The organism is Ferribacterium limneticum, assembly GCF_020510625.1.
Classification (GTDB): Bacteria; Pseudomonadota; Gammaproteobacteria; order Burkholderiales; family Rhodocyclaceae; genus Azonexus; species Azonexus limneticus_A.
Map to the genome: position 1 here is coordinate 2,366,383 of NZ_CP075191.1, position 13,247 is coordinate 2,379,629.

11 protein-coding genes are annotated in these 13,247 nt (G+C 63.0%); 9 read left to right on the forward strand and 2 right to left on the reverse strand.

What is annotated here, in order from left to right; genetic code table 11:
• The first annotated feature begins 7 nt into the window (after positions 1 to 7).
• A complete protein-coding gene (locus tag KI617_RS11285; protein ID WP_226446272.1) occupies positions 8 to 613 on the forward strand; it encodes a nitrous oxide reductase accessory protein NosL in 606 nt (201 codons plus the stop codon).
• On the forward strand, positions 613 to 1,095 hold the full coding sequence (locus tag KI617_RS11290) for a nitrous oxide reductase accessory protein NosL (RefSeq protein WP_226446274.1): 483 nt from the start codon (positions 613 to 615) through the stop codon (positions 1,093 to 1,095). The genes KI617_RS11285 and KI617_RS11290 overlap by 1 nt, the downstream gene beginning before the upstream one ends.
• Positions 1,096 to 1,127: 32 nt before the next feature.
• Here KI617_RS11290 and KI617_RS11295 read toward each other — a convergent pair whose 3' ends face one another.
• Positions 1,128 to 3,152 carry a sensor histidine kinase gene (locus KI617_RS11295; RefSeq protein WP_226446275.1) on the reverse strand — a complete coding sequence of 675 codons (2,025 nt, stop codon included), beginning with the start codon at positions 3,150 to 3,152 and terminating at the stop codon, positions 1,128 to 1,130.
• Positions 3,131 to 4,489, reverse strand: coding sequence for a sigma-54-dependent transcriptional regulator (locus KI617_RS11300; RefSeq protein WP_226446276.1), 1,359 nt, complete (start codon positions 4,487 to 4,489; stop codon positions 3,131 to 3,133). Before KI617_RS11300 ends, KI617_RS11295 begins: the two co-directional genes overlap by 22 nt.
• A gap of 410 nt (positions 4,490 to 4,899) precedes the next feature.
• Here KI617_RS11300 and KI617_RS11305 point away from each other — a divergent pair, with 410 nt between their 5' ends.
• From KI617_RS11305 to KI617_RS11335, 7 genes are all read left to right on the forward strand, one after another.
• The gene (locus KI617_RS11305) at positions 4,900 to 5,781 is read left to right on the forward strand and encodes a putative selenate ABC transporter substrate-binding protein (RefSeq protein WP_226446278.1); all 882 of its coding nucleotides are present in this window, start codon (positions 4,900 to 4,902) and stop codon (positions 5,779 to 5,781) included.
• Between the two features lie 7 nt (positions 5,782 to 5,788).
• Positions 5,789 to 6,712, forward strand: a complete 924-nt coding sequence (locus tag KI617_RS11310) for a phosphonate ABC transporter ATP-binding protein (RefSeq protein WP_264180007.1) — start codon at positions 5,789 to 5,791, stop codon at positions 6,710 to 6,712.
• Between the two features lie 109 nt (positions 6,713 to 6,821).
• On the forward strand, positions 6,822 to 8,372 hold the full coding sequence (gene phnE, locus KI617_RS11315; protein ID WP_226446281.1) for a phosphonate ABC transporter, permease protein PhnE: 1,551 nt from the start codon (positions 6,822 to 6,824) through the stop codon (positions 8,370 to 8,372).
• A gap of 87 nt (positions 8,373 to 8,459) precedes the next feature.
• Complete coding sequence (gene trmA / locus KI617_RS11320; protein WP_226446283.1) at positions 8,460 to 9,548, forward strand: tRNA (uridine(54)-C5)-methyltransferase TrmA; 1,089 nt, start codon at positions 8,460 to 8,462, stop codon at positions 9,546 to 9,548.
• Between the two features lie 55 nt (positions 9,549 to 9,603).
• Positions 9,604 to 11,349 (forward strand): ATP-binding protein, encoded by a 1,746-nt coding sequence (locus KI617_RS11325; protein WP_226446287.1) that lies wholly within the window; start codon positions 9,604 to 9,606, stop codon positions 11,347 to 11,349.
• A 34-nt stretch (positions 11,350 to 11,383) separates the two neighbouring features.
• On the forward strand, positions 11,384 to 11,737 hold the full coding sequence (locus KI617_RS11330; protein WP_226446291.1) for a DsrE/DsrF/TusD sulfur relay family protein: 354 nt from the start codon (positions 11,384 to 11,386) through the stop codon (positions 11,735 to 11,737).
• A 66-nt stretch (positions 11,738 to 11,803) separates the two neighbouring features.
• Positions 11,804 to 13,147: a DEAD/DEAH box helicase gene (locus KI617_RS11335; RefSeq protein ID WP_226446293.1), complete on the forward strand. Its 1,344-nt coding sequence runs from the start codon at positions 11,804 to 11,806 to the stop codon at positions 13,145 to 13,147.
• The last annotated feature ends 100 nt before the right edge of the window (positions 13,148 to 13,247 follow it).

Below are 13,247 nucleotides of genomic sequence, written 5' to 3' on the forward strand. Positions count from 1 at the left end.
GAGCCAAATGAAACGCCGCGACCTTCTCAAACTATCCGCCCTGTCCGGCCTCGCCGCCGTATCAGCACAGGCCAGTGCAAACACCGCCTGCGCTACCGACGGAACGCCAAACCAGTTCATCCCCAAGAAGGCGGCTGATGCCAAGCCGCTGGAAAACGAGTTCGAAAAATATCCGAAGTGCCCGTATTGCGGCATGGATCGCAAGGAACATCACCGCGCCCGCATGCTGGTCCAGTACGCCGATGACCTGAGCGATGGTGTCTGCTCCATCCATTGCCTGTCGCTCAGCTTGGGCGTCAATATCGACCGCGAGCCGAAGAACATCTGGGGCCCGGATTACGGCTCCACCGTCGAACCGCGTCCGCTGACGCCGGTCGATGGCATGGTTTACCTGATCGGTGCCGATCTCAAGCACGCCATGACCAAGCGGTCGAAACATTCCTTCGCCTCGCTGAGCACGGCCAAGGAATTCCAGGCCAAGCATGGCGGCTCGCTGGGCAACTTCAATGACGCACTGCGCGAGTCCTACCTCGACATGGCTTCCGACGTCGGCATGATCCGCAAGAACCGCGAAGAGCGCCGCAAGCGTGCCGCAGAAATGAAGAAGGGCTGATGAAACGCCGCGCCCTTCTCGGCCTCGGGCTGGCGCTCTGCGCCAGCCTGGCCTTTGCCCAGGCCGTGCCCAAGCCCGGCGCCAAGGACCTTTGCCCGGTTTGCGGCATGCTGGTCTCCAAGTATCCGAACTGGGTTGCCGTGGTGACCTGGAAGGATGGTCACGCTCATTTCTTCGATGGTGCCAAGGACATGTTCAAGTTCCTCAACGACCTGAACAAGTACGCCCCGAATCATCGCAAGGAAGACCTTACCGGCATCTACGTCACCGATTTTTACAATCTGGAACGCATTGATGCGCGCAAGGCGCTGTTTGTCGTCGGCTCGGATGTTCTTGGCCCCATGGGCCACGAATTCGTGCCGCTGGCCAGCAAGCTCGACGCCGACGATTTCATGAAGGATCACAAGGGCAAGAAAATCCTGCCCTTCGAGCGAATCACCACCAGCATGGCCAACGGGCTGGACAACGGCCGTTTCGAGTAAAGCCCGCACCGGCGGAGGCCTGGCCTCCGCGGCTACAGGCCTTGCGGTTCCAGGCGCAGCCAGACGGTAAAGCTGGCTCCCTGTTCGCGCCCGCTTTCCGCGCTGATCTTTCCGCCGTAACGTTCGACCAGCGCTTGGCTGACCCACAGCCCCAGGCCATTGCCGCCCGGCTTCTTGGCGGTAAAGAAGGGTTTGAAGAGTTGTGCGAGATCGGCATCGCTGATGCCGGGGCCGGAATCAGTCACAATCAGGCGAATACCGAGCGGCATGTCGGCCTGATCCCAGTCTTCGATGGCGATTTTCAGCACCCCGCCCTCGGGCATGGCCTGAATGGCATTGACGAAAAGATTGATGATGACCTGCTGCAACTCGTTCTTGTTGCAGAGGATCTGACGTGTCGAATCGATGTGCTGCTCGATGGCGATATCGCCCTTGTTCAGCAGGTGGCGCACCAGCAACAGGCAATCCTGGATCAGTTGGCCGGTCTCGACCGGTTCGAGATAGCCGACATAGTCCTGCGGCCGGGCAAACTGCAGCAGTTTGGCGACGATCAGGCGCACCCGCTGAACCTGATCGTGGATCAGCTTGATCTCCTTGGCCACCGGCTCGGCCTGCGGCCCGAGCACATCGCGCAGCACATCGAGATTGCCCTGGATGACGGCAATCGGATTGTTGATTTCGTGAGCCACCCCGGCCGTCAGCTGGCCGATGGCCGCCAGCTTTTCGTTCATCACCAGTTGCGACTGGGCCGCTTTCAGATCGGCTACCGCCTGCTGGAGCTCTGCCGTGCGCTCGGCCACCTTGGCATCGAGCGATGCCCCCCAGCGTTTCAGCGAATCGGCCTGGGCCTGCAGCTGGTCGAGCAGACGGTCGAAATGCGCCGCAACCTCACCGAGCTCATCCTGGCTTTCGACGTTGCCAACCCGTGCATCCGGGTTGCCGTGCTCGATGGCGTGCATCGTCGTGTGCATGCGCTCGATCGGCTTGAAAACACGACGCGCCGACATGACGGCGAAGGCGCCAGCAATCAACATGGCCAGGACGAACAGCCCGGCCACCGCAGCAAACGCCTGCAGACGGGCCGCCTTGAACGGGCCTTCGAGAAAGCCGACGTAGAGCATGCCGATCCGCCGCTGTTGGCCATCGAGCAAGGGTTCGTAGGCCGAGACATACCAGTCGCTGACGACGAAGGCCCGATCCAGCCAGGTTCGCCCCTGGCCGATGACCGTATCGTGCACCACCACTGAGACCCGCGTACCGATCGCCCGGGTATCGCCGAACAGCCGGACATTGGTCGCAACGCGCACATCATCGAGGAACAGGGTTGCCGTGCCGGCGCTGCCAAAAGGCAAGGCGCCTTCCGGATAGACGATGGCATTCATCTGGTCGATGAAATCGAGGTTCTTGTTGAGCAGCACGCCGCCTTCGAGCACACCGATCAGCCGGCCGCCAGCGTCATAGACCGGGGCCGCCGAATGCACCACCAGACCACGCGTTTCCACTTCCCGCTCATCCGGCCGGGCATTGGTGGTGGGCAGCAAGGGGGTTTTGGCACGCGCCGCCAACGCCGGATTGATCGCGCCCAGCTGTTCGGTGGAAAACACCTCGGTTGCAGTCCCGGCCTTGCCATCCAGCGCAGCGGCGATCACCGGCCAGACGCGGCCGTCCTGTTGGCTACGTTCGATGTCCAGAAAATGCAGGAAATCGAGCTTTTGCTCAAGCTGGGTCAAGCCAAGCAATTTGGCCACATTGGCTGCGCTGCGCTGCGTATCGTTCTTTTTTTCCCGGCCAAGCGCCCGCGCCAGCCGTTCAGAATCCGCCAGACTCGTTACCGAACGGCCAACGCCTTCGGCGACGCGCTCGAAATAACCATGGGCAACAGCAAGATCGCTGCGTACCTTGGTGACCAGCAACTGGTCGAAATAATTGCCGCCCCAGTAAGCCAGGGCCAGCATGATCAGCGGCAGCACGACGCCAAGCGGCACCAGCGCCAGCAAAAGCAGGCGGGTGCGAATGGAGCGCCGGTCAGGCGTGGTCAGAGACCCCAGGCCTGACACTTTCGGTCCATGGTCTTGCGGGAGATCCCGAGCCGCCGGCTGGCTTCGGACTTGTTGCCTTCACAGGCGGCCAGCACGGCAAGAATGTGGCGTTTCTCGACGGCCTCCAGCGTTTCATCGCTGCCAGCGGTCACGCTGATGCCCATTTCCGGCTCCGGCCCGATGTCGAACCAGCCGAGAATCAATGAACGCTCGACCAGGTTGCGCAGTTCGCGGACATTGCCTGGCCAGTCGTAATCGGCCATCCGAGCCAGGGTGCGCGGATCAAGGCTGAGCGGCGGGACGCCGAGGTTGGGGGTGAGCTGGGCCATGAAATGCTCGACCAGCAGCGGAATATCCTCCGGCCGGTCGCGCAGCGGCGGCAGCGTGACTTCCAGCACCTGCAGCCGGTAATAAAGATCCTGCCGGAAGCGCTGGGCGACCACTTCGGTTTTCAGGTCACGGTTGGTTGCCGCGATCACCCGGACATCGACCGCCACTTCCTGCTCCGAGCCGACCGGCCTGATCCGGCGCTCTTCCAGCACCCGCAACAGCTTGGCCTGCGCGGCGGGCGGCAACTCGGAAATTTCGTCGAGGAAAAGCGTGCCGCCCCGGGCGTAATAAAACAGGCCTTCCCTGCTCTGCTGCGCCCCGGTGTAAGCCCCCTTGATGTGCCCGAACAGCTCGGACTCGATCAACTCGGCTGAAATGGCGGCGCAATTGACTGGCACGAAAGGCCCGGTCGCGCGCAGGCTCATCCGGTGCAAGGCCCGGGCAGCGACTTCCTTGCCGGTCCCGGATTCGCCGCTGAGCAGCACGGTCGCCGGGGTTGGCGCGATGCGTTTGAGGCGCTCACAGACCTTGATCATCAACTCGGACTGCCCAACGACCCCTTCGATATCCGCCGCATGCGTGCTGATCTCGCGGCGCAGCACAAAGTTTTCGCGAGCCAGCGTCGAGCGCTCGAAGCAGCGCTGGATGGCATTCAGGGCCAGCGCCAGCGAGAAAGGCTTTTGCAGCAAATCGGCGGCACCGGCGCGCAAGGCGTCGATGGCCGTATCGAGGTCAGCGTAGGCCGTCATCAACACGACGTCACCGGCGTAGCCATCCTGGCGCAGCTCGTGCAGCCAGTCGATGCCCGAGCAACCGGGCAGCGCAATGTCGAGCACGATCAGGTCATAGCGATTGCGACTCAACATCGGCCGCGCCGCCTCGACCGTGTCGGCGCAATCGACCAGGCCGCAACGCGAACTCAAGGCCCGCTGCAGAAAGCTGAGCATCCCGGGCTCATCATCAACAATCAGTACCGAATACTGCCGCCAAGGCGCCTCGCGTCCGCCGACCAAGCTTTCTTCCATGTCCCCGCCAGTAATTGTTTTCTGTTTTGAACAGTAATTTTCGCACGCATTCCCGACAGCCGCGCTGGACAATTTGTCCAAGCGATCGGGGACAAAATGACACATTTCCCGCTTGGCATGCTGCTTCGACCGATTGGATTCGTCCTCGTGGGAAATGCTTATTTATTTGGAAATGTCATTCCCGCACCGGCGGGAATCCCGAAAAATCAACGGATTGGATCCCCACCGGCGCGGGGATGACGAACTAATCAGCGCCTCCCTTGGTGCTGGCCCCGCTTTTGCTAACGACAGAAACGGCTATCATGCCGCCTGCGGTCTGCGTACCGCATCGAATGGTTGGCGCTTCGGCGCCTTTGTAAGCCGCCGTGACATCCGCACGGCGGCGGTTGCTGGAAAAATCGGAGTACAACATGAGCTTTTCTTCCCTGCGCCGCGTGGCGCTCAAGGGTGCGCTTGCCTGCGCTTTCGCTGCATCCGTTTCTGCCGCCCTGCCGGCCCTCGCTTCCGACGCAGTCCTGCGTGTCTCGGCCATCCCCGACGAAGCACCGACCGAACTGCAACGCAAGTTTGCCCCGCTCGGCAAATACCTCGAAGCGCAGACCGGCATGAAGGTGGTTTTCACCCCGGTTTCCGACTACGCCGCCGTGGTCGAATCGCTGGCCACCAGAAAAATCGACCTTGCCTGGCTGGGTGGCTTCACCTTCGTGCAGGCCAAGATCCGCACCAACGGCACAGCCATTCCCATCGCCCAGCGCGAGGAGGATGCCAAATTCACCTCCAAATTCATTACCGCTGACCCGGCAATCAAGTCTCTGGCTGATCTGAAGGGCAAGACCTTCGCTTTCGGCGCACCGTCGTCCACCTCGGGCAGCCTGATGCCGCGCTTCTTCCTGCAACAGGCCGGTCTAAACCCGGAAAAGGACTTCAAGAACGTCGCCTTCTCCGGCGCGCATGACGCCACTGTCGCCTTCGTCGCCGCCGGCAAGGCCGAAGCTGGCGTATTGAACGCCTCCGTCTGGGACAAGCTGGTCGAGGCCAAGAAAGTCGATACCGACAAGGTCCGCGTCTTCGCCACCACGCCGCCCTACTTCGACTACAACTGGACGGTGCGCGGTGACCTCGATCCCGCACTGGTCAAGAAGCTGACCGACGCCTTCCTGAAGCTCGACCCGGCCAACCCGGAACACAAGGAAATCCTCGCCCTGCAACGTGCTGCCATGTTCATCCCGACCAAGAAGGAAAACTACGACGGCATCGAGAAGGCAGCGCAAGCCGCCGGCCTGCTGAAGTAAGCCGGGCATGGGTTTCAGACTGAACGGCGTGGGCTTGACTCACGCCAATGGCTTTGCCGCGCTGAAAGGCATCACGCTTCAGGCAGAGAAGGGCGAGCGCATCGCCCTGATCGGCCCTTCCGGCGCCGGCAAGACCTCGCTACTTTCGGTGCTTGGCACCGCCTTGGCACCGACCGTAGGGACGGCGGAGGTTTTGGATTTTGGGCAAAATTTCTCCCCCAAGGGGACTTCCTTCGGGGCGCGGTTGACCGTGGCAGCAACGCCGTCATTCCCGCGCAAGCGGGAATCCAGGCTGCCGATGGATTCCCGCTTGCGCGGGAATGACATGCGCGCGTTGCGTTCCCGAATCGGCACCGTCCATCAATCGCCACCGATTCCCGGTCGGCAACGGGTGGTGACCGCCATCCTTGCCGGCAAGCTCGGTCAATGGCCGGCCTGGAAGTCGCTGGCCTCGCTGATCTATCCGCTCGACATCCCGGGCGCCCGTGTCGCGCTCGAACGCGTCGATCTGGCCGACAAGCTGTTTGCCCGCTGCGACCAACTCTCCGGCGGCCAGTTGCAGCGCGTCGGCATTGCCCGCGTGCTCTACCAGCAGCCTGCACTGATCCTGGCCGACGAGCCGGTCTCCGCCCTCGATCCGGCTCTGGCACTGGCGACCATCCGCCTGCTCATCGCCGAGGCTGAAGCGCGCGGCGCGACGCTGGTCGCCAGCCTGCACGCCGTCGATCTGGCCATCGGCAATTTCTCGCGCATCGTCGGCGTCAAGGCTGGGCGGATCGCCTTTGATCTGCCGGCTGGCGACGTCAGCGTGCCGTTGCTGCACGAGCTGTACGCCAGCGAAGGCGACGAACTGCCGGTGCAGGCGCATGAACCGCTTTTCCTGTTACAGGCAGCCGCCAATGATGCGGCGACGCGGGCGGCATGTTGCTGACTGTTTTCCGTCATTCCCACACCCCAAGGGTGCTTCCTGCGGGGCGCGTAGGCCGGAATCCAGGAAGCCTCTGGGTCCCCGTTTTCACGGGGACGACGGCTGGATCAACGTGAACAGGATCGACCGCGATCCCTCTGCCCGCTCGCGCCTGATCGGCGCGCTGGCGACGCTGGTCATCCTCTGGCCGCTGTTCCAGGCTGCCGAGGTCAAGCCCGGCGTGCTGTTCGATCCGGGCAACCTCAAGGTCATCGGCAACTTCCTGGCCGGTTTCCTGCCGCCGGAAACCGCTGGCGAATTCATGGGCTATCTGGTCAAGGCGACGCTCGAAACGCTGGCCATCGCCACCGCTGGCCTGGCGCTGGCTTTCCTGATCGCCGTGCCGATGGCTTATCTGGCGACCGGTGCCGGGCGCGAAAAGGCCACGCTGAACCCCATTACCCGCAGCCTGCTGACCGTCCTGCGCGGCATTCCGGAGCTGGTCTGGGCGCTGCTCTTCGTCCGCGTCTTCGGCCTTGGCCCGGCGGCTGGTGTGCTGGCGCTGGGCCTGACTTACGGCGGCATGCTGGCCAAGGTCTATGCCGAAATTCTCGAATCGGTCGATGCCGCCCCGGCCCGGGCGCTGCGCCACAACGGCGCCGGACGGCCATTGGCCATCCTTTATGGCTTGGTTCCGCAGGCCTCGAAGGAACTGGCTTCCTACACGGTTTATCGCTGGGAATGCGCCATCCGCGCCTCGGTGGTCATGGGCTTCGTCGGCGCCGGCGGTCTTGGGCAGTTGATGGACCAGGCGATGAGGATGCTCAACGGCGGCGAAGCGGCGACCATCCTGCTCGCCTTCATGGGCCTCGTCTTCGCGGCCGACGGCCTGTCGGGCTGGCTACGCCGGGCGCTCGACACACCGCCCGCGAATCAGGCCTCGCCTTTCGGCTGGCGGAGCATCGGCATACTAGTCACGCTGCTCGCTGCAATCGTCGCCAGCTTCCGCTGGCTCGACATCGGCTTTGGCGAACTCTTTTCGACCGAAGCCGCCCATTCCATCGGCGAATTCGTCGCCGGCTTCTTCCCGCCCGACCTTTCGGCCGACTGGCTGGCCAAAGTCGGTAAGGGCATCTGGGAAACGCTGGCCATTTCAGTGGTCGGCACCCTGCTGGCGGCCATCGCCGGGCTGTTGCTCGCCCTGCCCAAATGGCGGGCGCCGTTCAGCATCCTGCTCAACACACTGCGCTCGGTACCCGAACTGGTCTGGGCCACCATCACCGCCCTCGCTGTCGGCCTCGGCCCTTTCGCCGGCGCGCTAGCGCTGGCCCTGCACACCGCCGGTGTGCTCGGCCGCCTCTACGCCGAAGCGCTCGACAACGCGCCGCCTACGCCCGGCAATGCGCTACGCCTGGCCGGCGCCCCCGGCGGCTTCGCCTTCCTCTACGGCACCTTGCCCGGCGCCGCGCCACAGTTGATCGCCTACACGCTGTACCGCTGGGAAATGAATATCCGGATGGCCGCCATCCTCGGCTTCGTCGGCGCTGGCGGCCTTGGCCAGCTGCTCTATTTCGAGCTTTCGCTGTTCCACCACGCGCAAGCTTCGACCGTAATCATCGCCATGCTCTTGCTGTCGATTGCCGTCGATCAGGCCAGTGCCTGGCTGCGCCAGCGAATGCGCTGACCGCTCGCCCGGCCCGGCAGACCGGCGTATATTTCGCCCCTTCCGCGACCGTCACCCGACGGCCCAATCTGCCTCCGCTCCAAGACCATGCCGCTCCCGACTTTCGACCCCGCCGACTACCCGATCCAGCTTGCGACCAAGGTCGCCCATTTCGAGCAAAACTTCGCCCCTTTCGGCGTTGCGAATACGGCCGTGCATGCCTCCACGCCGCTGCATTACCGGATGCGCGCCGAGTTCCGTATCTGGCACGAAGGGGACGATCTCAACTACGCCATGTTCGATCCGGCAGATCCCAAGCAACCAATTACCCTTGAGACCTTCCCGCCGGCCGCCGAATCGATTTGCGCCTTGATGCCGCGCCTGCGCGACAAGCTCCGGGGCAACGAGAGCCTGCGCCGCCGGCTGTTCCAGGCGGATTTCCTCGCCACGCTCAGTGGCGAAATGCTGGTCACACTGATCTACCATCGCCAACTTGACGAGGCCTGGGAGACTGCCGCCCGTGAAATGGCGGCCGAACTGGGCATCGGGCTGATCGGCCGCAGCCGGGGCCAAAAAATCGTCGTCGACCGCGGCTGGGTGCTCGAAGGCTTCGAGCTGAATGGCCGTCAGTTGCGCTACAAACAGGTCGAAGGCAGCTTCACCCAGCCCAACGGCGGGGTCAATCGCCAGATGCTGGGCTGGGCCTGCCAGCAGGCAGCCGGCTTTGGCGGCAACCTGGTCGAGCTTTACTGCGGCAACGGCAATTTCACCATCGCGCTGTCGCCGCTGTTCGAGCGCGTGCTGGCCACCGAAGTCAGCAAGTCGTCGGTGCATGCCGCCCAGTACAACCTGGCCGCCAACCATATTGAAAACGTGGCGCTGGTTCGCATGTCCAGCGAGGAATTCAGCGATGCCCTGGCCGGCCGCGAAGAATTCCAGCGTCTGAAGGACATCGATCTCGACCCCTTCCGCCACGCCACCCTGTTCGTCGATCCGCCGCGCAGCGGGCTGGATGGCGTCACGCTGGAACTGGCCCGCAGTTTCGATCGTATCCTGTACATCTCATGCAACCAGGAAACCCTGCGCGACAACGTCGCCGCGCTGCAGGACACCCACCAGATCGCCGCTTCGGCCGTGTTCGACCAGTTCCCCTACACCCACCACCTGGAATGCGGGCTGTTGCTGACACGGCGATAGCGGTACGATCGGGCATCCTTAGCGCTGACTGATCGACTTAAGCAGAACAGACCTGATGCCCGCTTCGCCACAGCCCATCGAGCAGACTGCCCCCATGGACGAAGAGTCGAAGGCCAAGATCGGCTTCCTCTACAGCGTCTTCCTGTTCGCCGGCCTGGTGGCCAGCATCATGGGCTTTGTCCGCTGGCAGACCAGCGTCACCATGGGGATCGTCGATTTCGTCTTTGCCGGCTTCAACTTCGGGCTGCTGCTCTACCTGCGGCGGAATCCGCAAAAGGTCGAAATCGTCAGCACCCTGTCCATATCGCTGTCGTTCGTCCTTTTTCTGGCCATCTACCTGCTGGCGACGAACAACACGATGCGCCTGTCGCTGTTCTTCCTGCTCTCCGCTTCGGGTTTCTTTCTCAAGGGCCGGAAAATCGGCCGCCTGTGGCTGGGTGGCATCATTCTGTCCATCGTCGCCGTCCATGTCTCGGGGCTTTTCGCGACCGGCTACTCAACGCTGGATATCGCGACAACCTGCGTTTACCTGATCGCCCTGTTCTTCATTTTCGAGAACTATGAATCGTTCAAGGAAAAGGAACGCGAACGCAAGCGGTCCGAAGAAGAGGCGCTCAAGGCCAAGGAAATCGCCGAAGCCGAGAATCTGGCCAAGAGCCGCTTCCTGACCACCATGTCGCACGAAATCCGGACGCCGATGAACGGCATTCTCGGCATGGCGCAGCTGATGCTGGTTTCCAGGCTAACCGAGCAGGAACAACACGATCACGCCAGGACGATACTCAACTCCGGCCAGAGCCTGCTGACACTGCTCAACGACATCCTCGATTTCTCCAAGATCGAAGCCGGCAAGCTGGCGCTGACGCCGACGGTCTTCTCTCCCCGGCAAATCGTCGACGAAGCAGCCACCCTGTTTGCCGAATCGGCCAAAGCCAAAGGGCTCGTCATCGAGGCAGTCTGGCACGGCCCCGTCGACCAGCGTTATCTGGCCGACCCCATGCGCCTGCGTCAGATGCTCGCCAACCTGATCAACAATGCGATCAAATTTACCGCCAGCGGCTTCATCCGCATTGAAGGCCGCGAAGTTGAGCCGAGCGCAGACGCCAGTCTGCTGGAATTTTCCGTTACCGACAGCGGCATCGGCATTCCACCGGAAAAACTCCCCCTGCTCTTCAGGCCATTCTCCCAGGCCGACAGCTCGACGACCCGCGAGTATGGCGGCAGCGGCCTCGGCCTCTCCATCGTCCACAACCTGGCCAAGCTGATGGGGGGCGATGTCGGTGTCGACAGCGAACCCGGCAAGGGATCGCGTTTCTGGTTCCGGATTCAGGCGATTCACCAGACCAGCAATGTCGATAGCCGCAAGACGGTACGCGCGACCACCGTCGAGGTTTCGACGGCGTCACCGACATTGGTGGGCCTTGTCCTGATCGTCGAGGACAACCCCGTCAACCGCAAGGTCGCCCAAGCCATGCTCGGCAAGATGGGCATCCAGTGCAAGAGTGTCGACAACGGCCAGGAAGCCGTCGATGCCATTGCCCAGGGAATGCGGCCCAGCCTCATTTTGATGGATTGCCAGATGCCGGTCATGGACGGTTTCGAGGCGACCACGCAGATTCGCCGCTGGGAAATGGCCAATGGCCAGCCCCGCCTGCCGATCGTCGCCCTGACTGCCGGCGCCTTCGAAGAAGACCGCCAGAACTGCCTGGCCGCCGGCATGGATGATTTCCTGACCAAACCCATCAACATGGCTGACCTCTCCGCAAGCATCAACCGCCTGCTTGGCAAGCCAAAGTCGTAGTTTTTTCCTTTATCGCATCACTTCGGATACGCCCATGCAAAACATCCTGATCATCATCCACGCCCCACCCTACGGCAGCGAACGCTGCCTTTCCGCGCTGCGTCTGGCCACCGCCCTGGCTGGCCGGGACGACAAGCCGGAACTGAGCATTTTCCTGATGTCCGATGCCACCGTCGTCGGTCTGCCCAACCAGATCGACGGCGCCGGCAACGGCCTGCAGGGCATGGTTGAGCAACTGGTCGCCGCCGGCGTCACCATCAAGCTGTGCCGGACCTGCGCGCTGGCCCGTGGTCTGGGCGATTTGCCGCTGATTCCCGGCACCAGCATCGGCACCCTGATCGAACTGGCGGAATACACGGTAAGGGCCGACAAGGTCATCACCTTCTGATCATCGGCGAGGGCCGCGAGGCAGCGGCGGGTTAAACTCCCGCCTTTCCGCTTTTTACTGCCCGCCATGACCTTCTCTTCGCTCGGCCTCGCCGCCCCACTGCTCCAGGCCCTCGAAACGCTCGGCTACGAAACGCCGACACCAATCCAGGCTCAGGCCATTCCAGCCGTTCTCGCCGGGCGCGACCTGATGGCTGCAGCGCAGACCGGCACCGGCAAGACCGCCGGCTTCGCGTTGCCCATCCTGCAGCGCCTGAGTGAAAGCGAAGACAAGGTGGCCAGCAATTCGATCCGTGTGCTGGTCCTGGTGCCGACGCGCGAACTGGCCGAGCAGGTCCATGCTAGTTTCCGCCAGTATGGCGAGCATCTGGCCGTCAGCACCTATGCGGCCTACGGCGGCGTCAGCATCAACCCGCAGATGATGCGCCTGCGCCGCGGTGTCGATGTGCTGGTCGCCACCCCGGGCCGGCTGATCGACCTGTTCACCCAGAACGCCATCAAGTTCAAGCAGGTGCAGACGCTGGTCCTCGACGAAGCCGACCGCATGCTCGACCTTGGCTTCGCGAATGAACTCGACACCCTGTTCGCCGCCCTGCCCAAGAAGCGCCAGACCCTGCTCTTCTCGGCCACCTTCTCCGACGAAATCCGCAGCATGGCCAAAGGCCGCCTGCGCGATCCGCTGTCCATCGAAGTTGCACCGCGCAACAGCACCGTCAAGGCGATCAAGCAGTGGGTCGTGCCGGTCGACAAGAAGCGCAAGACTGAACTTTTCCTGTTCATGCGCAAGGACCGCAAGTGGGGCCAGGTGCTGGTCTTCGTCAAGACCCGGCGCGGTGTCGATGAACTGGTTGCCACCTTGCTGGCCAAGAAGATCAAGGCCGACGCCATCCACGGCGACAAGCCGCAACCGGCCCGCCTGCGCGCCCTGGAAAGTTTCAAGGCCGGTGAGGTGCAGATTCTGGTCGCTACCGACGTCGCGGCCCGCGGTCTGGACATCGACGACCTGCCGCAGGTGGTCAATTACGACCTGCCCATCGTCGCCGAAGACTACATTCACCGTATCGGCCGCACCGGCCGGGCCGGTGCCACCGGTCAGGCCATCTCGCTGGTCTGCGCCGACGAAGCCCCCCTGCTCGCCGCTATCGAGACGCTGATCAAGCAGACCCTGAGCCGCGAAGAAGAACCCGGTTTCGAGCCGGATCATCGCGTCCCATTGACTGGCGCCAGCGCCATCGCGGCCAAGAAGCCGAAAAAGCCCAAGGTCGTCGGGGGCCGGGGCGGCAAGGGTGTACCGGGCAACTGGGTTGGTTTCGATGAAGGTGGCGGAAAGCGCACGGGTGCTCGCAGCACCGGAGGAGCGCGACCTGCCGCCAAAGGCAGCCCGAAAGCCGGCAAGCCGCGCGGCCGCTGAAGCGGTTTTAACAGACGTCCTGGGGGCGCCCGGGACGATCGGTTTTTCCTCAAGACGCCCGTCAACAGGCCGACTCAGCTCTCTGAATGGTAGGACAAAA

What these genes read in the sequence shown, in the direction of transcription:
- KI617_RS11305 (WP_226446278.1), top strand. Translation starts at nt 4,900, where the DNA reads ATGAGCTTTTCTTCCCTGCGCCGCGTGGCGCTCAAGGGTGCGCTTGCC.
- KI617_RS11325 (WP_226446287.1), top strand. Translation starts at nt 9,604, where the DNA reads ATGCCCGCTTCGCCACAGCCCATCGAGCAGACTGCCCCCATGGACGAA.
- KI617_RS11310 (WP_264180007.1), top strand. Translation starts at nt 5,789, where the DNA reads ATGGGTTTCAGACTGAACGGCGTGGGCTTGACTCACGCCAATGGCTTT.
- KI617_RS11335 (WP_226446293.1), top strand. Translation starts at nt 11,804, where the DNA reads ATGACCTTCTCTTCGCTCGGCCTCGCCGCCCCACTGCTCCAGGCCCTC.
- trmA (WP_226446283.1), top strand. Translation starts at nt 8,460, where the DNA reads ATGCCGCTCCCGACTTTCGACCCCGCCGACTACCCGATCCAGCTTGCG.
- KI617_RS11330 (WP_226446291.1), top strand. Translation starts at nt 11,384, where the DNA reads ATGCAAAACATCCTGATCATCATCCACGCCCCACCCTACGGCAGCGAA.
- KI617_RS11285 (WP_226446272.1), top strand. Translation starts at nt 8, where the DNA reads ATGAAACGCCGCGACCTTCTCAAACTATCCGCCCTGTCCGGCCTCGCC.
- KI617_RS11300 (WP_226446276.1), bottom strand. Translation starts at nt 4,489, where the DNA reads ATGGAAGAAAGCTTGGTCGGCGGACGCGAGGCGCCTTGGCGGCAGTAT.
- KI617_RS11290 (WP_226446274.1), top strand. Translation starts at nt 613, where the DNA reads ATGAAACGCCGCGCCCTTCTCGGCCTCGGGCTGGCGCTCTGCGCCAGC.